The sequence below is a fragment of the Celeribacter sp. SCSIO 80838 genome (assembly GCF_056498065.1).
Genome location: NZ_JAZKMA010000001.1, coordinates 1,758,159 through 1,778,102, shown reverse-complemented (window position 1 = coordinate 1,778,102; position 19,944 = coordinate 1,758,159). Strand labels below are relative to the sequence as shown.

The 19,944-nt window shown below is 61.9% G+C and carries 25 protein-coding genes and 2 tRNA genes; 23 read left to right on the top strand and 4 right to left on the bottom strand.

Annotated features, from left to right (window positions below; genetic code table 11):
• Nucleotides 1-28 precede the first annotated feature (28 nt).
• From pepT to V1475_RS08845, 7 genes are all read left to right on the top strand, one after another.
• Nucleotides 29-1,270, top strand: a complete 1,242-nt coding sequence (gene pepT / locus V1475_RS08875; RefSeq protein ID WP_479412459.1) for a peptidase T — start codon at nt 29-31, stop codon at nt 1,268-1,270.
• A gap of 156 nt (nt 1,271-1,426) precedes the next feature.
• Nucleotides 1,427-2,515, top strand: a complete 1,089-nt coding sequence (locus V1475_RS08870; RefSeq protein WP_479412458.1) for a LacI family DNA-binding transcriptional regulator — start codon at nt 1,427-1,429, stop codon at nt 2,513-2,515.
• Nucleotides 2,516-2,519: 4 nt separating this feature from the next.
• The gene (locus V1475_RS08865) at nt 2,520-3,515 is read left to right on the top strand and encodes an ABC transporter substrate-binding protein (protein ID WP_479412457.1); all 996 of its coding nucleotides are present in this window, start codon (nt 2,520-2,522) and stop codon (nt 3,513-3,515) included.
• A gap of 49 nt (nt 3,516-3,564) precedes the next feature.
• Complete coding sequence (locus V1475_RS08860) at nt 3,565-4,374, top strand: ABC transporter permease (RefSeq protein ID WP_479412456.1); 810 nt, start codon at nt 3,565-3,567, stop codon at nt 4,372-4,374.
• A 1-nt stretch (nt 4,375) separates the two neighbouring features.
• Nucleotides 4,376-5,167, top strand: a complete 792-nt coding sequence (locus V1475_RS08855) for an ABC transporter permease (protein ID WP_479412455.1) — start codon at nt 4,376-4,378, stop codon at nt 5,165-5,167.
• Nucleotides 5,164-6,192, top strand: coding sequence for an ABC transporter ATP-binding protein (locus tag V1475_RS08850; RefSeq protein WP_479412454.1), 1,029 nt, complete (start codon nt 5,164-5,166; stop codon nt 6,190-6,192). Before V1475_RS08855 ends, V1475_RS08850 begins: the two co-directional genes overlap by 4 nt.
• Nucleotides 6,193-7,008, top strand: a complete 816-nt coding sequence (locus tag V1475_RS08845) for a phosphodiesterase (protein ID WP_479412453.1) — start codon at nt 6,193-6,195, stop codon at nt 7,006-7,008. It begins immediately after the preceding gene.
• Here V1475_RS08845 and V1475_RS08840 read toward each other — a convergent pair.
• Together V1475_RS08840 and V1475_RS08835 are read right to left on the bottom strand one after the other, a co-directional pair.
• Nucleotides 6,999-8,006, bottom strand: coding sequence for a phosphate acyltransferase (locus V1475_RS08840; RefSeq protein ID WP_479412452.1), 1,008 nt, complete (start codon nt 8,004-8,006; stop codon nt 6,999-7,001). The genes V1475_RS08845 and V1475_RS08840 overlap by 10 nt on opposite strands.
• 132 nt (nt 8,007-8,138) lie before the next feature.
• Nucleotides 8,139-8,213, bottom strand: a tRNA-Thr gene (locus tag V1475_RS08835).
• A 379-nt stretch (nt 8,214-8,592) separates the two neighbouring features.
• Here V1475_RS08835 and V1475_RS08830 point away from each other — a divergent pair.
• The 16 genes from V1475_RS08830 to V1475_RS08755 all read left to right on the top strand — a co-directional run bounded on the left by V1475_RS08830 (nt 8,593) and on the right by V1475_RS08755 (nt 18,489).
• Nucleotides 8,593-8,919: a hypothetical protein gene (locus V1475_RS08830; protein ID WP_479414000.1), complete on the top strand. Its 327-nt coding sequence runs from the start codon at nt 8,593-8,595 to the stop codon at nt 8,917-8,919.
• Between the two features lie 9 nt (nt 8,920-8,928).
• The gene (murA, locus tag V1475_RS08825; RefSeq protein ID WP_434288545.1) at nt 8,929-10,197 is read left to right on the top strand and encodes a UDP-N-acetylglucosamine 1-carboxyvinyltransferase; all 1,269 of its coding nucleotides are present in this window, start codon (nt 8,929-8,931) and stop codon (nt 10,195-10,197) included.
• Nucleotides 10,197-10,676: a DUF2948 family protein gene (locus V1475_RS08820; protein ID WP_434288547.1), complete on the top strand. Its 480-nt coding sequence runs from the start codon at nt 10,197-10,199 to the stop codon at nt 10,674-10,676. The genes murA and V1475_RS08820 overlap by 1 nt, the downstream gene beginning before the upstream one ends.
• 87 nt (nt 10,677-10,763) lie before the next feature.
• The gene (locus V1475_RS08815; protein ID WP_479412451.1) at nt 10,764-11,210 is read left to right on the top strand and encodes a hypothetical protein; all 447 of its coding nucleotides are present in this window, start codon (nt 10,764-10,766) and stop codon (nt 11,208-11,210) included.
• Between the two features lie 77 nt (nt 11,211-11,287).
• Nucleotides 11,288-12,595, top strand: coding sequence for a histidinol dehydrogenase (hisD, locus tag V1475_RS08810; protein ID WP_479412450.1), 1,308 nt, complete (start codon nt 11,288-11,290; stop codon nt 12,593-12,595).
• Nucleotide 12,596: 1 nt separating this feature from the next.
• Nucleotides 12,597-13,271: a DUF4272 domain-containing protein gene (locus V1475_RS08805; RefSeq protein ID WP_479412449.1), complete on the top strand. Its 675-nt coding sequence runs from the start codon at nt 12,597-12,599 to the stop codon at nt 13,269-13,271.
• 62 nt (nt 13,272-13,333) lie between these two features.
• On the top strand, nt 13,334-13,810 hold the full coding sequence (locus tag V1475_RS08800; protein ID WP_434288552.1) for a UPF0262 family protein: 477 nt from the start codon (nt 13,334-13,336) through the stop codon (nt 13,808-13,810).
• Nucleotides 13,811-13,813: 3 nt separating this feature from the next.
• Nucleotides 13,814-14,269, top strand: coding sequence for an arsenate-mycothiol transferase ArsC (locus tag V1475_RS08795; protein ID WP_434288554.1), 456 nt, complete (start codon nt 13,814-13,816; stop codon nt 14,267-14,269).
• A gap of 26 nt (nt 14,270-14,295) precedes the next feature.
• Complete coding sequence (locus tag V1475_RS08790; RefSeq protein ID WP_479412448.1) at nt 14,296-14,709, top strand: ketosteroid isomerase-related protein; 414 nt, start codon at nt 14,296-14,298, stop codon at nt 14,707-14,709.
• Between the two features lie 10 nt (nt 14,710-14,719).
• Complete coding sequence (locus tag V1475_RS08785; protein ID WP_479412447.1) at nt 14,720-15,307, top strand: GNAT family N-acetyltransferase; 588 nt, start codon at nt 14,720-14,722, stop codon at nt 15,305-15,307.
• Complete coding sequence (locus V1475_RS08780) at nt 15,304-16,173, top strand: nitrilase-related carbon-nitrogen hydrolase (RefSeq protein WP_479412446.1); 870 nt, start codon at nt 15,304-15,306, stop codon at nt 16,171-16,173. The genes V1475_RS08785 and V1475_RS08780 overlap by 4 nt, the downstream gene beginning before the upstream one ends.
• A gap of 82 nt (nt 16,174-16,255) precedes the next feature.
• Nucleotides 16,256-16,474: a translation initiation factor IF-1 gene (gene infA, locus V1475_RS08775; RefSeq protein WP_009573923.1), complete on the top strand. Its 219-nt coding sequence runs from the start codon at nt 16,256-16,258 to the stop codon at nt 16,472-16,474.
• Between the two features lie 17 nt (nt 16,475-16,491).
• Nucleotides 16,492-17,070, top strand: coding sequence for a Maf family protein (locus V1475_RS08770; protein ID WP_479412445.1), 579 nt, complete (start codon nt 16,492-16,494; stop codon nt 17,068-17,070).
• Complete coding sequence (locus V1475_RS08765) at nt 17,067-18,107, top strand: ribonuclease E/G (RefSeq protein WP_479412444.1); 1,041 nt, start codon at nt 17,067-17,069, stop codon at nt 18,105-18,107. The genes V1475_RS08770 and V1475_RS08765 overlap by 4 nt, the downstream gene beginning before the upstream one ends.
• Nucleotides 18,104-18,322, top strand: coding sequence for a DNA gyrase inhibitor YacG (locus V1475_RS08760; RefSeq protein ID WP_479412443.1), 219 nt, complete (start codon nt 18,104-18,106; stop codon nt 18,320-18,322). The genes V1475_RS08765 and V1475_RS08760 overlap by 4 nt, the downstream gene beginning before the upstream one ends.
• 92 nt (nt 18,323-18,414) lie before the next feature.
• A tRNA-Phe gene (locus V1475_RS08755) sits at nt 18,415-18,489 on the top strand.
• Between the two features lie 27 nt (nt 18,490-18,516).
• On the opposite strand, the gene V1475_RS08750 is transcribed toward V1475_RS08755, so the two are convergent.
• Both V1475_RS08750 and V1475_RS08745 read right to left on the bottom strand, forming a co-directional pair.
• Entirely contained in the window at nt 18,517-19,641 is a 1,125-nt protein-coding gene (locus V1475_RS08750) for a tyrosine-type recombinase/integrase (RefSeq protein WP_479412442.1), read from the bottom strand.
• A complete protein-coding gene (locus tag V1475_RS08745; RefSeq protein ID WP_479412441.1) occupies nt 19,641-19,877 on the bottom strand; it encodes a hypothetical protein in 237 nt (78 codons plus the stop codon). Before V1475_RS08745 ends, V1475_RS08750 begins: the two co-directional genes overlap by 1 nt.
• Between the last annotated feature and the right edge of the window lie 67 nt (nt 19,878-19,944).

The window sequence follows — 19,944 nt, the reverse complement described above, 5'->3', positions numbered from 1 at the left end:
TCTCTGAGGCAACAGAGAAGGACATCCCATGACTCACGCGTTCGACAAGGACCTCGAGGACCGCCTGGTCCGATATGCCGCCATCGACACCCAAAGCGATGAAGACGCCCCCGGCGCGCCGAGTACCGCGATTCAGCTCGATCTCCTGCGCCTGCTCGAAACCGAGCTGACCGAGATGGGCGCGTCCAATGTGGAACTGACCGACTACGGCGTGGTTCTGGCGACCATTCCCGGTACCGCCGAAGGCCCCACCGTCGGCTTTCTCGCCCATGTCGACACCGCACCGCAGTTCAACGCCACCGGCGTGAAACCGCGTGTTGTGCGCGGCTATAATGGCGGCGAGATCACCTTCCCGGACAACCCCGATCTGGTGCTGTCTCCCACCGATTTCCCCTATCTCGCCACGAAACAAGGCCATGACATCGTCACCGCCTCCGGCACCACACTCTTGGGGGCGGATGACAAGGCCGGTGTCGCGATCATCATGACCGCCGCCGAGCACCTTCTGGCCCATCCCGAAATTCCGCACGGTCCGATCCGCATCGCCTTTACCCCCGACGAAGAGATTGGGCGCGGCGTATCGCCCCGGCTCCCGAAAGACCTCGGCGCGGATTTTGCCTATACGTTCGACGGGGGTAAGGTCGGCGAGATCGAGTTCGAAACCTTTTCCGCCGACGCCGCCGAAGTCACCGTCACCGGCGTCTCGATCCATCCCGGTTTTGCCAAGGACAAGATGGTGAACGCCATCCATCTGGCCGCAAAGATCATCCAGACCCTGCCCCATGTCACCATGACGCCGGAGACCACCGACGGGGTGGACGGGTTCATCCATGCCACCGATATGGTGGGCGGTTCGTCCGAGATGAAACTCCGTTTCATCCTGCGCGATTTCGAACGCGAGGGGTTGGCGGCGAAGGGGGCGCTGTTGCAGCAGGTTTGCGATGCGGTGGCCGCAACCGAGCCGCGCGCCACGATCACCTGCGAGATTCGCCCGCAATATCGCAACATGCGCTACTGGCTTGAGAAGGACATGACGCCGGTCGATCTGGCCAATGAGGCCTGCCGCAAGATCGGCCTCGCCCCGGTCTCCGTGCCGATCCGTGGCGGCACCGACGGCTCGCGCCTGACCGAGATGGGGGTGCCTATGCCGAACCTGTTTACCGGGATGCAGAACATCCACGGCCCGCTCGAATGGATTTCGGTTCAGGACATGGCCGTGGCGACCGAACTGTGCCTCACGCTGTCGGAACTGGCGGCAAAACCGGCCTGAGACCTTCCGAAACCACCGAAAAATTCGACGTCACGATCACCGCCTCCGGGCGGTGATCTTCTTTTGCGGGCCGCGCACTGTCACATTTCTGTTTGGAACCACCTGTAAACCTACCTGTGGAAACGTTTCCAAAGCCGAATCTTCCGAGACCGTCGCATGCCGCCAAAGCCCAAAGTCACCATCAAGGATGTTGCCAACCGCGCGGGCTGTGGCGTCGCGACCGCCAGCCGGGTGTTGAACAATTCAGGCCCCGCAAGCGGCGATGTGCGCGCCCGTGTCGAACAGGCCGCCCGCGATCTGGGATTTTCCTTCAGCGCATTGGGGCGTGCGCTGCAAAGCAACCGCACGATGACCATCGGCTGCCTCGTCCCCTCCCTTGCAAACCCGGTCTTCGCCGAAGCCGTGCAAGGGGTGCAGGAAGCCTTGGCCGGAAGCGGTTATCAGCTTTTGATCGCAAGTTCGAATTACGACGCGGCGGCGGATGACGAGGCGCTCGCGACCCTGATCGCCAAAGGCGTCGACGGGCTGCTCGCAACGCTGGTCGCGCCCAAAGACACGCCCGCGCTCGATCTGGCGCGCGCCCGTGGCATCCCGTTGTCGCTGATGTTTCACGACCCGATCCCCGGTTTCACCACCTCCTATGTCGACAATGAGGCCGCCGCCCGCGAGGTCGCGCGACAGTTCGCAATGCGCGGCCATCGCCACACCGGGTTTCTGGCGCTCAAACTCGCAAGTTCGGATCGCTCACGCAACCGCTACGCGGGCTTTCGTGCTGAGTGCCAAAGCCTTGGCATGGCCGATCCGGTGCTGATCGAACTGACCGAAGCCGAAGCCCGCCAACCGGAGAGGCTCGCAGCCCTTTTGCACGCCCACGCCGATCTCACCGCGATTTTTGCCTCCAACGATTTCCTCGCCATCGCCGTACAGAAAGCCGCCCGTCTTCTGGGCTGGCGCGTGCCGCACGACCTCTCTGTCGTCGGCTTCGACGGGATTGAGATCGGGCGGTTGCTCGACGTGCCCTTGGCGACCATCGAAACCGCGCCGGAAGCGATGGGACGTCAGGCGGCGCGCACACTTCTGGATTTGATGCAGGGAGGCGTGCTTGTACAGCCTCCGCCCCTGCCCTTCGATTTCCGCGCCGGGGCCACGCTTGCCGCGCCCTGCACGGAAGACCTCGACGACGATCGGGTGGCCGCCCGACCGCCGTCTGTTCCCTCGCTCAAGACCGATCTCAAACAAGGATGAACCCATGAAACATACTGTTCTTTCGGTGCTTTTCGCAACCGCGATCGCCGCACCCGCCCTCGCCGAGGATGCCGTCTGCTACAACTGCCCACCGCAATGGGCCGACTGGGGCGCCATGCTCGAAGCCATCGAAGCCGAGACCGGCGTGAAGATGCCGCAGGACAACAAGAACTCCGGTCAAACCTATGCCCAGCTCGTCGCCGAACAGGCAAGCCCGGTGGCCGATGTCGCCTATTACGGCGTCACCACCGGCATCAAAGCGGGCAAGGAAGGCCTCGTTGAGCCTTACAAACCGACCGGGTTCGACGACATCCCCGAGGGTCTGAAGGACCCGGAAGGCAACTGGTTCGCCGTGCATTACGGCACCATCGGCTTTTTCGTGAACGTCGATGCTCTGGCCGGTGCGCCGGTGCCGCAATGTTTCGCCGATCTGACCAAGCCCGAATACAAGGGCATGGTCGGCTATCTCGATCCCTCTTCCGCTTTTGTCGGCTATGCCGGTGCCGTGGCGGTGAACCTTGCCAACGGTGGCAGCCTCACGGATTTCGACCCGGCCATCACCTATTTCAAGGCGCTTGCCGAGAACGCCCCCATCGTGCCGAAGCAGACCTCCTTTGCGCGCGTCGTCTCCGGTGAAATCCCGATCCTGTTCGACTACGATTTCAATGCCTACCGCGCCAAATATGAAGAAGATGGCAATTTCGAATTCGTCCTGCCCTGCGAAGGTTCGGTGCGCGTGCCCTATGTGATGAGCCTCGTGAAAAACGCGCCGCACGCCGAGGCCGGGAAAAAAGCGCTCGATTTCATCCTGTCGGACGCGGGTCAGGCGATCTGGACCAACGCCTATCTGCAACCCGCGCGTCCTGTCGAACTGCCGGCCGAGATCGCCGCGAAATTCCTGCCAGCAAGCGATTATGCCCGCGCCGCTGCCGTCGATTACGCCGCGATGGAACAGGCGCAAGCGGGGTTCGGTGAGCGGTACCTCTCCGAACTGAAATAAGCCCTGCCTTGGGCGGGGTCTCTTCCCCGCCCGACACTTTCCAAAGGACATGTCCGTGACCGCCCGCAGTTTCACCCTCGCCTGCCTCATGCCGCTGGCGATTTTCACCCTCGCCTTTCTGGCCCTGCCGCTTGCGCGACTGCTCCTCGGCTCCGCCGACAGCGAGGCGGGCTGGGGCATTTACCTGCAAATCCTGCAAACCCCGCGGTATCTCTCGACCCTGCTCCAGACCGTTCTCGTGTCGCTCGCCGTCACCGTTGCAGCGCTTGCGATCTCGACCACGGCGGGGCTGTTTCTGGCGCGCAACCGGTTTCGCGGCCGCGACACGCTGGTGTCGATCCTGACCCTGCCGCTGGCCTTTCCCGGTGTCGTCGTGGGTTTCATGATCATTCTTCTTGGCGGACGTCAGGGCCTGTTCAACCAACTGCTGCCCGGCCATATCGTCTTTGCCTATTCGATCTTCGGTCTGTTCCTCGGCTATCTCTATTTCTCGATCCCGCGGGTACTTTTGACCGTCATGGCGGCGGCGGAAAAGATCGACCCGGCACTCGAAGAGGCCGCGCGGACGCTCGGCGCGCCGTCCTATCGGGTTGTGATCGACGTGATCCTGCCCGCGCTCGCCCCCGCGATGATCGCGGCAGGCGCCATCGCCTTTGCCACCGCCATGGGTGCCTTTGGCACGGCCTTCACTCTGGCGACCGACATCGACGTCTTGCCCATGGTGATCTACACCGAATTCACCCTGTCGGCGAATTTCGCCATGGCCTCGGCCCTCTCCGTCGTGCTCGGTCTTGTCACATGGGCGATGCTGTTGATCGCCCGAATGTTCTCCGGCACCACCGTGGCGGCAGGAGGCTGACATGTGGAAATCTCCCGCAAAACTCGCGCAGCTTCTCGTCACCCTTCTGGCCTGTGCCTTTCTCTTGGTCCCGACGCTGCAATCCGTGCTGGCCGGGGTGACGGCGAATTATTTTCGGGGCCTGTCCTCGGGGCTGACGTTCAAATGGATCGTGCAGGTTTGGGAGCTTTATGCCGACAGTATTTTCCTCTCGATCGGTCTGGCGCTGGCCTGCCTCCTCGTTACGCTCCTGATCGGCGTTCCTGCGGCCTATGCCTTGGCGCGACATCCCGGTCGACTGTCGCGCCTGCTCGAAGAGTTCATCTCCCTGCCACTGGCCATTCCCGGCCTCGCACTTGCCCTCGCGCTCCTGCAACTTTACGGCCCCTTCAAAGCCTTCCGCGCCAGCCCCGCCTTCATCCTCGTCGGTCACGTGCTCTATACCCTGCCCTTCATGGTGCGCTCCGTCTTGGCCGTGTTGGCGGCGATGGATCTCAAAACGCTCGAAGAAGGCGCAGCCACGCTCGGCGCCTCGCCGCTCCGGCGCTTTCTCGACATCGTCGTGCCCAACGCGCTGCCGGGCATTCTTGCCGGTGCACTGACCGTCGTCACCCTCTCCATCGGCGAGTTCAACCTGACCTGGATGCTGCACACGCCGCTGACCAAAACCCTCCCCGTAGGCCTCGCCGACAGCTACGCCTCGATGCGGCTCGAAATCGCTTCCGCCTATACGCTGGTGTTTTTCGTGATGATCGTGCCACTTTTGATGGCCATGCAATGGGCCAGCGCCCGCGCCCAAAGGATGCAGAAATGACCCTGACCCTCACTCAGGTCGCCAAGACCTTCTCCGGAGCGACCCGCGCGCTTTTGCCCACCGACCTGACCGTAGAGCAGGGCGAGATCCTGTCGCTTCTCGGCCCCTCTGGCTGCGGCAAGACTACGCTCCTGCGCATCATCGCGGGACTTGAGCATGCCGATCCCGGTGCGAAAATCCGTTTCGACGGCGAGGATGTGACCACCCAGCCCGTCGAGAAACGCAAGATCGGCATGGTGTTTCAATCCTACGCGCTGTTTCCCAACATGTCGGTGCGCGGCAATATCGGCTATGGCCTCAAGATGCAGGGCCTGCCCCGCGCAGAGATCGCCGCGCGCGTCGAAGAGGTGATCGCCCTCTGCCAGCTCTCCCCCTATGCCGAACGCCCTGTCACCGCGCTTTCGGGCGGCCAGAGGCAACGCGTGGCGCTGGCCCGCGCTGTCGCGCCGCGCCCGCGTGTCCTGTTGCTCGACGAACCGCTGTCCGCGCTCGATGCCGCACTCCGCACGCAGCTCCGCGACGAGCTGGCCGTGTTGTTGCGCCGCTTCGGCATCACCGCGATTTTCGTCACCCACGATCAGGACGAGGCCATGGCCATCGCCGACCGCGTCGCCGTCATGTCACATGGTCGGATCGCCCAGATCGGCACGCCCGAGGCGCTCTATCGCAATCCCGCCACCGCTTTTGTCGCCCGTTTCGTCGGCGATGCCATGGCGCTTGGCGGGCGTCTCGAAGGGGCGGAGTTGCACCTTCCGGGCGGCAGCCTCCCCCTGCCTTCCTCCTCGCCCGGGCACGATGTGTTCGTCCGCGCCGAGGATATTCGACTTGACGCGCAAGGCCCGTTGACCGCCCGCGTCGAAAGCGTCACCTTCCTCGGAACGCATTACCGCATCGCCCTGCACGGGGTCGCGCATGAACCGCTTTTTGCCCTGCACAGCGGGCTGAGCGCGCCGCGCCCCGGCGAGGAAGTGCGCCTTGCCATCGCCCCCGAACGCCTCATCCTCCTGCCGAAAGAACCTGCCTGAATGCCTGCTTTTCTCCAGATCACCGACACGCATATCGTCGCTCCCGGCGCGCTGGCCTGTGGCCGTTCCGACACCGCAGCCGCGCTCACCCGCGCCATTGAGACGATCAACGCCAAGCTGCCGGTTCTGGGCGATGTCTCCTGTGTGATTGTCACCGGCGATCTCACGGATCACGGCACGCCGGAGGAATACGCCCATTTCAGCGCGCTGATGGCGCCTCTGGCGCTGCCGTGGCTGGCCGTTCCGGGCAATCACGACCGGCGCGCTCCGATGCGGGCGGCTTTCGCGGGCGCCCACTGGCTCACGAAAGAGGGACCGATCCAGTGGCACCGCGATTTCGGGCCGTTCTCGCTCATCGGTCTCGACACATTGCTTGAGGGCGCGCATCACGGCGATCTCTGCGACGACGGCTTTGCGCTTGTCGATCAGGTCCTGAGCGAGATCGGCGATCAGCCGGTGATCGTCGCGACCCATCACCCGTGGATGCCCTCCGCGATCACCACGATGGATGCCGACAATATCCGCAACGGGGCGGCGCTTATGGCGCGGCTCGCCGCCCATCCCGGCCCGGTGCGGATGATTTCCGGCCATGTGCACCGCGCCATGACCACCCAGATCGGCCGCATCACCTGTCAGATCGCCCCCGCGACCGGCCATGCGGTCGACGTCGACCTGCGCCCCGGAGTGGACAACCGTCTGACGCTCGAACCCGGTGGGGTGACGCTTTACACATGGCTCGATGCACCGCTTCCGTGCCTCGTGTCCGACGTGATCCCGACCGGCGATTACCCCGGCCCCTACCCGTTTCAGGGCTGAGCCGCACGTCGCATCTGTCCTTCGGCCCGGGCGAGCGCCATGAGCGCGACGCCCAGAATGTCCTCTGAGGTCGAGCCGCGCGACAGATCGCTGACGCTGTGGCGAAAGCCCTGCAAGAACGGACCATAGGCATCGGCGCGGGCAAAGCGTTGCACCGCCTTATAGGCGATATTGCCCGCATCGAGATCGGGGAAAATCAGGATATTGGCCCGCCCGGCGACCTCGGAGGGGCGCGACAGTTTGCGGGCTGCGACCTCGGGCACAATGGCCGTATCCAGTTGAAATTCACCGTCGATTTTCAACGATGGCGCTTCGGCTTGTGCGATCTGCACCGCGTCGCGGACCAAATCCACCTTGTCGTGCCTGGCGCTGCCATCGGTGGAAAACGACAGGAAGGCGACGCGCGGCTCCCAACCCAAAAGATCGGTCGCGGTCTGGGCCGTCGTCAACGCGATTTGCGCCAAGGCGGCGCTGTCGGGGGCGGGCTGCACACCGCAATCGGCAAAGATCACCGCTTCGCCCTCGCTGCCCACAAACCCCGGAATGCGCATGAGAAACAGGCTCGACGGCGCTTTCAACCCGTCGTTCAGCCCGAGATAGGTGAAGGCGGTGCGGATCACCTCTTCGGTCGGGGCGACAAGCCCTGCGACCATCGCCTCGGCCCCGCCCGCGCCCAGCATGATCGCCCCCGCATGCAAGGGCTTCGGGAAACCGCGCAACAGGCGGGCCTCGGAAACCCTCTGGTTTTGCTCTCGAAAATCTACGGCCCACTGCTGCGCAAGCGCCGGATCGTCGACCGTCATACAGGTTACGCCATCAGGGAATTCCCCAGCATTTTCCAAGACTTCTAAGCTATTGAACAGCAAAACCGGGCGCGCCAGATTTTCACGGATCAGCGTGTCCACCACAGGCCGGAGCCGGGCGTCGCCGCCCTCGGGAAACACGATCCGCATTCCCTTGCCGCGCACGCGCGCTTTCAACATGTCGATGATCGGCATGGTCCCTCCTGACACAGGACCTCAGTGACAGGTTTCGCCCAGCCTGTCGCGGAGAATGTCCGAAACGAGACGAATTGCCGCCCGACGCGCGCAGGCGGGCGATCCTCAAGTGACTGTTTATCATGGAGGAAATGGTGCTGCTGGAGAGAATTGAACTCTCGACCTCTCCCTTACCAAGGGAGTGCTCTACCTCTGAGCTACAGCAGCGCCGGGGTGCGTCAAGTGACCGTATCACCGTCGCTGTGGGCGGCTAATTAGACGTGATCGACGCAGGGTGCAAGCGCAATTTCGCGAAAAAATTCACCTCGGGCAAAGTTTCTTTTTCCAACCGCCCCTCTCCCCTTGCCCCCTCCTCTCCGACGGGCCGGATTCTACCGAGATTTCCGAGAAGAACCCTGTCGGCAAAGCGTCGGATTTGCGTCGGACTTTTGTCGGACCCCAAAGAGCGGTGGAATTACGGGTTTTGCCCCGTCATCGAAACAATCGCAAAACACTTTACGGAAACTCGAAGCGAAGGAGATCTTCCTTGGTGTGGATCGCCTGACGCAATCTTTGGCGGTTACACATATACGCCGTCGTGAAGCTGATGTTCGAAATCTTCCCGGACTATGAAATCTTAAATTGCGATCACTCTGTCAGAGCGAAAGTTCACCCGCTGGCCATGATTTTGCAAAACCGCGATGTGCCAAACCGTGATCGGTCCCTCCCCCAGCAACACTGGACGGGGCATGCGGCATTAGCTACATGGAACAGCATGGACAACAAGACCGATCCCTCACGGAAACCCGCGAAACCTGCGCCGAAAAGCCGGGATGAGCGGTTGAAAGCTGCGCTGAAGGCCAATCTTCAGCGGCGCAAGGCGCAGGCGCGCGCGCGCACGGCCTCCGAGGAGAGCGACGGCAAGGACGAGTGAGACGAGCGGATGGATTCGATTCTGGTGCGGGGCAACGGGCCTCTGAATGGCGACATCGAGATTGCGGGGGCGAAGAACGCCTGTCTCGCGCTGATGCCCGCAACACTTCTGTCGGATGAGCCGCTGACGCTGACCAATGCGCCGCGGCTGTCGGACATCAAGACGATGACCGCGCTTCTCGCCTCTCTCGGTGCGGAGGTGTCCGCATTGCAGGACGGCAAGGTGCAGGCGATGTCCTGTCACGGGGAGATCAACCCGGTCGCCGATTATGACATCGTGCGCAAGATGCGCGCGTCGAATTTGGTGCTCGGCCCGCTTCTGGCGCGGCTTGGGCATGCGGTTGTGTCGCTTCCGGGCGGCTGTGCGATCGGGGCGCGGCCCATGGATTTGCACACCACGGCTTTGGAGGCCTTGGGGGCGGAGATCGAGCTTAAGGACGGGTATCTGCATGCCAAGGTGGCGGGCGGGCGTCTTAAAGGTGCGGTGCACAAGATGCGCTTTCCGTCTGTGGGCGCGACCGAGAACTTTTTGATGGCCGCCTCTCTGGCGAAAGGCACATCGGTTCTGGAGAATGCGGCGCGCGAACCGGAGATTGTGGATCTGGCCGATTGCCTCAACAAGATGGGCGCGCAGATCGAAGGCGCGGGCACCTCGCGGATCGAAATTCAGGGCGTGGACCGACTTCATGGCGCGACGCACCCGGTGGTGACCGACCGGATCGAGTTGGGCACATTTATGCTGGCGCCTGCGATTTGCGGCGGGGAAGTCACCTGTCTGGGTGGCAAGCTGTCGCTCGTGGAAAGCTTTGTCGAAAAGCTCGAACTGGCGGGGATTTCCGTCACCGAGACCGAGCGCGGGCTGACCGTCAAACGCAATGGCGACCGGGTGAAAGCGGTCGATGTGGTGACCGAACCCTTCCCCGGTTTTCCGACCGATTTGCAAGCGCAGATGATGGCGCTTTTGTGCACCGCCGAGGGCACGTCGGTTCTGGAAGAAACCATCTTTGAGAACCGCTTCATGCACGCCCCGGAACTCATTCGCATGGGCGCACAGATCGAAGTGCATGGCGGACATGCCACGGTGCATGGCGTCGGGAAACTCAAGGGCGCGCCGGTGATGGCGACCGATTTGCGGGCGTCCGTGTCGCTCATTCTGGCAGGGCTTGCCGCCGAGGGCGAAACGGTGGTCTCGCGGGTCTATCATTTGGATCGCGGATATGAATTCATCGAGAAAAAGCTCTCCGGCATCGGGGCGCATATCGAGAGGATCAAAGGCTGATGGTGGAAGACGCCCGGTTCGAAGACGGTTATGAGCGGCCTCTGGCGCTCAAGGCGATGGATACGGATGACCTGACGGTGATCTCGGCCTTGGTGCAGGACGCCATCGTGCCGATGGGCGAGATTTCCTATGACGCGACGCATCGCCGGTTTGCTTTGTTGATCAACCGGTTCCGCTGGGAAGATGTCGAGACCGCCGAACGCCGGAAACGTCCGGTCGAGCGGGTGCAGGCGGTTCTTTTGTTCGACGATGTGATGGCGGCGCGCTCCTCGGGTGTGCCGTCGGGCGACAAGGAGATGATCCTGTCGGTTCTGGCCGTGACTTTCAGCCCTTCCGAGGACGGCATGGGCACGGTCGAGATCACGCTGGCGGGTGACGGCACCATCGCACTCGACGTCGAGGCGCTGGATGTGACCTTGAAGGACGTGACCCGCCCCTATGTGGCCCCGTCGCACCACATTCCGAAACACGACGACTGAACCGCTTCGGACGCTTTTACCCCTTCCCCTTTTCGCGTCCAATCCGTTCACGAACCTTTTGAACGACGACGATACTTGGGGGATTTCATGAAATCTGTTCGTAACGCCCTGCTTGCGCTGGGCCTGCTCTGTGGTGCAACTCAAGCCGATGCCGCTGGTATTTCCGGCACGGCAACGATTGACAAGAACTACGCGCATTCCGTCTGGAACTGGGAAAAAATGGGCGAAACCCATATTTTCTGGGAAATTTACAACACGGACGGATATCTGACGGTCTGCGGCGGCTATGCCACGCGCGGTCCTTCCAAAACGATGCAGATGTCGAAAATTGCACTTCGGGACTCGGTCGTGACCATGAACGGCAAGTCGATCACATCAAATCTGAATTGGTTCACCCCTGTCGTGAATGGCGGCAAGGAGCTGGATTTCGTCGGCCAGCAGGTGAACTGCAAGGTCACGAGCACGCCGACACCGGCCAAAGACGCCGATGTGGAATTCGAGCTGCGGTCCCGCAAGGACACCTATCGCGGCTAACGCAACCGGCGCGGATTTCGAGACGCTTGAGACCCGCGCCAAGCCGCGCTATGTCGGAGCCACGCAAGGAGACCGACATGCCCCATTTCCTGTCCACCACGGATACCGATTTCGAGACCCGTTTTGCAGCCCTTCTGACCATGAAGCGCGAGGACAGCCCGGATGTCGACGCGGCGGTCGCGGGGATCATCGCCGATGTGCGCGCCCGCGGCGATGCGGCGGTGTTGGACCTCACGGCGAAATTCGACCGGATGGAATTGACGGCGGACAAGCTGCGGTTCTCCGACGCAGAGATTGACGCGCTCTGTGCCGAGGTCTCCGACGAGGAACGCGAGGCATTGGAACTCGCGGCCCAGCGCATCCGGGCCTATCACGTCCGCCAGATGCCCCTTGACCAGATGTGGACAGACCCGGACGGCGCGACGCTGGGCTGGCGCTGGACGCCGGTGTCAGCGGCAGGGCTTTATGTGCCCGGTGGGCTGGCGTCTTACCCGTCTTCGGTGTTGATGAACGCGATCCCGGCCAAGGTGGCGGGGGTCGAACGTCTGGCAATCACTGTGCCGACGCCCGACGGGGTGGCGAACCCGCTGGTGCTTTTGGCGGCACGCATCGCGGGTGTGGACGAGATTTACCGCGTCGGCGGGGCGCAGGCGATTGCCGCGCTGGCTTACGGCACCGAAACCATCGCGCCGGTGGACAAGATCACCGGGCCGGGCAACGCCTTTGTGGCGGCGGCGAAACGTCGGGTGTTCGGCAAGGTCGGCATCGACATGATCGCCGGGCCCTCGGAGATTCTGGTGATCGCCGACAAGCACAACGACCCGGACTGGATCGCGGTCGATCTGATGTCGCAGGCCGAACATGACGAAAGCGCCCAGTCGATTCTGATCACCGACGATGCCGAGTTCGGTGCGGCGGTGGCGAAGGCCGTTGAAAAGCGGCTTGAGACGCTGGAACGGCGCAAGATTGCGGGCAAGAGCTGGGAAGACTTCGGCGTGGTGATCACCGTGCGCGATCTGGGCGAGGCGGCGATGCTGTCGGACCGGTTCGCGCCCGAACACCTCGAACTTTGCGTCGAGGACCCGGATGCGCTCTCCGCGAAAATTCACCACGCCGGGGCGATTTTCCTTGGCGCATGGACGCCCGAGGCCATCGGCGATTATGTCGGCGGGCCGAACCACGTTTTGCCGACGGCGCGCTCGGCGCGGTTCTCGTCCGGCCTCTCGGTGCTGGACTTCCTGAAACGCACGACGCTGGCGAAAATGTCCCCCGAGGCGCTCAAGGCCATCGGGCCTGCGGCGGAACGTCTGGCCAAATCCGAAAGCCTCGAAGCGCACGGCCTGTCGGTTCGCGCACGTCTCGACCGGTTGAACGCGGACAAATGAGATGAAGCTCTTCGAACGCGTTTTCGGGGCGAAAAAGGATGCGGCAGAGCTGCGTAAAGAGCGCGCGATTGCGCAACTGACCGACGAGGCCCTGCCCACCAACGCCTTCCTGCCACCGCATATGGCGGTGGGCGAGGACATCAGGCGCAGCGAGGCGGAGGTCGTCACCCGTCTCTTGGGGGCGATGATCGCCGCTGTGAAGGGCGAAACCCGCGACAGCGACCTGATCGCGCAGGTGATTGCGCAATATGGCGCAGAAGACTGTTTCACCCCCGAGGAACGCGCGTTCCTTGACGAGACGGCCCCGTCCGAAGAGACCTGTGCCAAATTCGCATGGCGCTACGAAGGGGTCTATGTGCTGATGTGGGCGCTCGGGTTCTTCGACACCCTGCCCTACCCGACCGACATCGTGCATGTGCCGGACATGACCGGGCTGATGAGCCGTCTCGGGCGCGAAGGGATGATCAAAAAGGCGCGTCTGAGACCGCAGGACGAGATCCTCGATGCGGCCGAACTGACCTATCGCTACAACTGGGCCGCCACCAATGCGCGGATGAACAACCGCCCGGCGCCGTCGAATCTCGATGCGGGGGTTGTCTATGAGCGACATTATGCGTTCAATTGGCTGGTCGGATATGGCAAGCAAACCTGGGACGAGATTTCGACGGACACGTAACCGAAGACCAGAGCCATCATGGCACAGGGTTGAGACACGGGCATAACACGAGCGAGCACGCGATGAGCAAACTGATTTCCGTCACGATCGACGAAAAGGGCCTCGCGCCGCCAACGCCCGAGATCGAACAGGAACGCAAGGTCGCGATCTTCGACCTGCTGGAGGATAATTCCTTTACCCTGCCCGCGCGCGACGACCGGCAGATGCCGGAGGGGCCGTTCAAGCTTTTGCTGGCGATCCGCGAGCGGCGGCTGGTGTTCGATCTGACCACGGAAGGCGGCGAGAAGGCGGCGGAGTTCCACCTCTCGCTCGGGCCGTTCCGACAGGTGGTGAAGGACTACTTCCAGATCTGCGAAAGCTATTTCGACGCCGTCAAAAAGATGCCGCCCAGCCAGATCGAAGCCATCGACATGGCCCGGCGCGGCATTCACAACGAAGGCGCGCGGGTGTTGCAGGAACGCCTTGAAGGCAAGGCGGTCGTGGACATCGACACGGCGCGGCGGCTCTTTACCCTGATCTGCGTGTTGCACTGGGGGTAAGGCGTGGCGGCAGATCTTCCCCATTCGGTTCTGTTCTGCTGCGACCACAACGCGGTGCGTTCGCCCATGGCCGAGGGATTGATGAAGAAATTCTACCCCGGTCAGGTTTACGTTCAGTCGGCGGGCGTGCATTCCGATCTCGATGTCGACGGGTTTGCCGTCGCGGTCTGCGAGGAAATGGGCATCGAATTGCACCGCCATCAGGCGCGCTCTTTCGACGATCTCAAGGACTGGGGCGACGATATTTCCTCTTACGATCTGATCGTCGCGCTATCGCCCGCATCGCAACGCCGGGCGCTCGATCTGACCCGATATTATCATCTCGATGTGGAATATTGGCCGATCATGGACCCAACGGGGATCGGCGAGACGCGCGAAGCGAAACTCGATGCCTACCGGCAGGCCCGCGACCAGATCGTCACCCGAATGCAGGCCCGTTTCGGCCCGACCACCTCATAAACTCCCCTTCTCCTCAAGGATCTCCCATGACCCAGAACCGCGCGGAAACGCTGGCCCTCCTGACCCGTTATTACGAGGCTTTCGCAGCCCATGATCACGACGGCATGCTTGCCTGCCTGACCGACGATGTGGAGCACCGGATCAATCAGGGAGCGGTCGAGCATGGCAAGGACGCGTTTGCGGCGTTCATGGTGGCGATGGACACGGCCTATGAGGAGACCCTCACGGATATGGTCCTTTTCGCCAATGACGCGGGCACACATGGGGCCGCCGAGTTCCGCGTCCTGGGGAAATATCTCAAGACCGCCGAGGGCTACCCGGAGGCGAAAGGCCAGCATTACAACCTGCCCGCAGGGGCGTTTTTCGACATTCGCGACGGCAAGATCGCCCGCGTGTCGGTCTATTACAATGCCGAGGACTGGGTGGCACAGGTCTCCTGAGGAGGAACGCATGACGCTGAGCTTTCGCACCCTCAAGGGCGCCGAGGTCGAAGCCGCGCTGGACGATCTGGCGCGACTGCGCATCGCGGTGTTCCGTGAATGGCCTTATCTCTATGACGGCTCGCTGGCCTACGAGCGCGACTATATGGCGAGTTACGTGGGCAATCCGCGCGCCGTTCTTGTCGCGGCTTGCGACGGGGATCGGATCGTTGGTGCGGCCACCGGGTCGCCTCTGGCGGAACATGCCGAAGATTTCGCCGCGGCCTTTGCCCATGTCGATCTGCCGATGGACAGCGTGTTCTACTGTGCCGAGTCGGTGCTTTTGCCCGCCTATCGCGGCCATGGCGCGGGGCATGCGTTTTTCGACGCGCGGGAGGCCCATGCGCGCAGCCTTGGCCTGAGCTATTCGGCCTTTTGTTCGGTGATCCGCCCGGAAGATCATCCGCTCCGCCCCCAAGGCGCGCGCAGTCACGATGCGTTCTGGCGGGGGCGCGGCTATGCGCCGATGGAAGGCGTGATTGCCTCGTTTCATTGGAAAGATGTGGATGAGGCGGAAAGCTCGGAGAAGCGTCTGCAATTCTGGGGGAAAGCGCTATGAGACTGATCGCAGCGACCTGGCAGCCGGTTTGGCATGAGACGCCTGAGGGTTGGCTGGATCGCTATCGTGCCGCCTTGACGGAGATCGCGGCGGATCGCGACACTTTGGTGGTCTTCCCGGAATATGCGGCTTTGGAGGCGGCGTTTTACGGCGCGGCCTCTCTCGATGCGCGGGGATGGATGCACCGGGGGGCGGATCATTTCGAGGCCTATTGCGAAGGCATTCGCCAGCTTGTTTCGGAGACCGGGGCCACAATCCTCGGCGGCTCCGGCTTTGCCCGCAAGGGCGAGCACATCGTCAACCGCGCGCTGTTTTGCGCGCCCGAGGGCGAGGCGTGGTTGGAAAAACAAATGCCGACGCCCTACGAGCGCGCGCTCGATATGGCGCCAGGCGAGGCGATGCCGATCCTCGACACGCGGTTCGGCAAAATCGCCGCCGTCATTTGTTATGACAGCGAATTCCCACTGATTTCGCGCCGATTTGCCGAAGCCGGGGCGGAAATCCTTTTGGTGCCGTCCTGCACCGATACGGAACAGGGGGCGAGCCGGGTCGAGATCGGCTGTCGCGCCCGCGCGCTCGAAGGCCAGATGATCGTCGCCATGGCGCCTCTGGTGGGCGAGGTGCCGGGATGCGAGGTGATCGACGTCGACCTCGGTCAGGCGCGGATCTTCTGCCCGCCGGACGGGACCTCGCCGGAGGACGGAACCTTGGCGCAGGGGCCGCGCAATGCGCCGGGCTTTGCCATTCTGACCACCCTGTCCGAGTCGCTTGCACAGGCGCGCAAAGGCACGGATGTGAGCGTTTTTGCCCACTGGCCGGAGAGTGAAACGCCGCAAAACCCGCCCGAGACGCGCAATTTCCGTTAAAACCAGCTTGAAAACGCGGCTTTAAAGGCGCATTTACCAGAGCGCCCGCAAACTGGCGGGAGAAATCAATCACGGAGTGACCATGGCCAAGGAAGAAATGCTCGAATTCCCCGGTGTCGTTAAGGAACTCCTGCCGAACGCGACATTCCTGGTCGAGCTGGAAAACGGCCATACGATCATCGCGCACACGGCAGGCAAAATGCGGAAAAACCGCATCCGCGTTCTGGCTGGCGACAAGGTGCAGGTCGAAATGACCCCTTACGATCTGACCAAGGGTCGGATCAACTATCGCTTCCGCTGAACGGCGCCCGCGATCCTATGAAACTGATCCTCGGTTCAGGCAGCCCGCGCCGGAAAGAGCTTCTGGCGCAACTCGGGCTTGTGCCCGACGAGATCCGGTCCCCCGACATCAATGAGGACCCGCAGAAGGCCGAGCTGCCGCGCCCCTATTGCGCGCGCATGGCGCGTGAAAAGGTGCTGGCGGTGCCGCGCGCCGACGATGAGGTCGTGCTCTGCGCTGATACCACGGTGGCTTTGGGCCGCCGGATCATGGGCAAACCTGCCGATGAAAAGGAATGCGCCGAATTCCTTTTGGCCATGTCGGGCCGTCGTCACCGGGTGATTACGGCTGTGGCCGTCGCCCATGGCGATCGGGTCTGGGAGGCGGATGTCGTCACCACGGTGAAAATGAAACGCCTCTCCGACGATGAGCTGAACAGCTATCTGGCCTCCGGCGACTGGCGCGGCAAGGCGGGCGGCTATGGCATCCAAGGCCCGGCGGGCGCGTTTATCCCGTGGATTCAAGGCAGTTATTCCGCCGTCATGGGATTGCCCGTTGCGGAGACCGCCAATCTTTTGCTGGCCGCAGGCTATCCGGTTTATGGAGATCGCGCATGAAGGGTTCTGTCATTGCACTGGGCGAGGTTCAGGGCAAACGCGCCGCCGCCTGGATTGTCGACGGTCGTCTGGAAGACCTTTTGATCGACGCGGGCGAAGACGCCCCCCCTGCCCCCGGCTCGATCTTTCGCGCCAAGGGCGGGCGCAGTCTCAAAGGCATGGGCGGTGCGCTTCTGGATCTGCCAGATGGCGACAAGGCCTATCTGCGCGGCAACAAGGGCCTCAAACCCGGCGCGCCGATGTTGGTGCAGGTCAGCCATATCGCCGAAGAGGGCAAGGCTGTCCCGGTGACCACGCGCCTGCTGTTCAAATCGAAATACGCCATCGTCACGCCCGATGCGCCGGGGCTGAACATCTCCCGGCAGATCGGTGAGGACGAAGAGATGATGCGGCTGCACGACCTCGCGTCCGAAGGCATGGAAGGCGCGGATGAGATGATGGGTCTGATCCTGCGCTCCGCCTGCGAGGGCGTCTCGTCGGACACGATTGCCGAAGACATCGCCGCCATGCGCGAGCTGGCCGAGGCGGTTCTGGCCGATGAGGCCGGTGAGCCGGAGCTTTTGGTCGCGGGGGCCGATGCCTGGGAAATGGCGTGGCGCGACTGGCCGGAGGCGGATGTGTTCGACGACAGCGAGGCTGCGTTCGAGAACCACGGTGTGCATGAGCTGATCGACGCCGCACTCGATGTGCGCGTGCCGCTCAAGGGCGCGGGCTATGCCTTTATCGAGCCGACCCATGCGATGGTGGCCGTGGATGTGAACACCGGCGGAGATTTCTCGCCGGCGGCGGGGCTCAAGGCCAATATCGCCATCGCCCGTGATTTGCCGCGGCAGTTGCGCGTGCGGGGGCTTGCCGGGCAGATCACCGTCGAGCTTGCGCCAATGGCCAAGAAAGATCGCCGCCAATTCGAACAGAGCCTCAAGGCCGCGTTCAAATCCGAAGGGGGCGATGTCGTTCTGGCCGGCTGGACGCCGCTCGGCAATTTCGAGATCCAGAAGAAACGCGCGCGCGTGCCAATCGCGGAGCTGATCGCATGAGCTGCCCGATTTGTGGCAATGCGAGCGTTCCGAAATACCGGCCCTTCTGCTCGAAACGCTGCGCCGACATCGATCTCGCGAAATGGCTGAACGGCTCTTATGCGGTGCCGTCGATGCGCGAAGAGGACCCGGAAGAGATTGCCGCAGCGCTCGAAGAGGCGCTCAACGAAAGCCTGCGGGAGGCATTTGAGGACGGCGCGAAAAAACCTCACTGAAGTGGTGTTTTTCCTCTGGACACTCCCGGAGCCGCCGACTAGAAACCCGCTACCCGAACGACAGAGACGTTCAGCGAGAAATCGCTCCCGATGCCCGGGTAGCTCAGGGGTAGAGCAGTGGATTGAAAATCCTCGTGTCGGTGGTTCGATTCCGCCCCCGGGCACCATTTAAATCTTTGAAAAGTATGTGAATTTTAGCCATTTGACGGGTTCTCCTCATGTAGGTTTGACAGTTTTTCCTGTTGGTTTGACACTTCTGCTTCCTTTGAACGTCGTTCGTACTCCTCTTCCCAGACCTGCATCGTCTTCCGGTTCTTGCGGGCCAGCGCGGCATTCTTGGAATAATGCAATCCCATGACCTTCGAGTCCTGAGCCAGCAGATCGGAGATTTCACGTTCGTCCCGCCCTGCCTCCCTAAGCCATGTCGCCATCGTGTGCCGCAGCCCCTTCGGGGTCAGGCCGGGGGCGACCTTTCCATCCTTTTCGAGCTTTGTACGAAGTCGCTGCCAGGCGCTCGCGAAACCGTCGTAGGTCCAAGGCGTACCTTTCGAGCTGGCGAGAAGTGTCGGCGCATCATGCGCAGGAGCCCTTGCCAGTTCAGATATTAGGACGTTGCTGATCGGGATTGCCGCACCGACGTTGGTTTTATTGCGGCCTTTCCAAATCACGCCATCGTCCACCTGATCCTTGCGAAACTCCAAGGCATCGGTCGGATCCTGCCCGGTGCAAAAGATCGTAGCCAAAGCGGCTCTTAGCTGAGGCGGAGCTGCATCGAGGACGATTTGCACCTCTTCGAATGTCCATGTCCTATAAGCCTCTGGAGCGTCCTTTGGCCGGGGCTTCTTGATAACGTCTTCGGCGAAATTCTTCGATATCAACCCCTTTGGGATGCAAAATTTGAACACTTGGATGAGAAAGTTGCGCACACGGTTCGCCTTGTCCCAGCTGTATTTCCTCGCCAATTTGTCATGGATGGCAGCGAGCAACGGTGTATCTATGGATGAAACTGGTGTGTCTTTGATGGGCTCTAGTATTCCGGCACACATTCGATATTCACGTTTCGTCGCGCGTGAGCGCTCCAAAAAATGCTCTTCGGAAAAATACACTGACATGAGCCCTCCGAGAGTTCCGGGCTTTGGTTCCTGCTGTTTGAGGGCTTCTGCCGCTGCCGAAATTCTGGCGCATTCAGAAAAGAACTCAGCCGACCCAATCTGAGTTTTTTTCAGGTCAATTTTCCGACCGGTTTGGCGGTGATAACACCTCATCTGTCCATGCCTGTCAGAGAAAATTTTGAAGCCTTTAACGCGAACTAAAGTCATCAAAGCCGATCCAGGATGGCATTTTGTGAAGCTTTTTCAACATCAGCTTTCAAATCATCCAACCACTTATCTAAGTCGTTTCTGTCGTATTGTTTGTACTTCGGTGGCATCAATACGGGTCGCACAGGACAAAGTGTCTTAAAGTGCTTAACGGCAATGCCACAGTAATGAGCGGCTTCAGTCGCATTCATCATACGCTTTTCGATCACGCTTATATTCAGGCTGGTTGTGCTCATCTAAAGAGTCTTTCAAATCTAAAAGGGCTTTGCCGGGGCTATAGAAGTGCGCAGGCTCGGTTCGTTG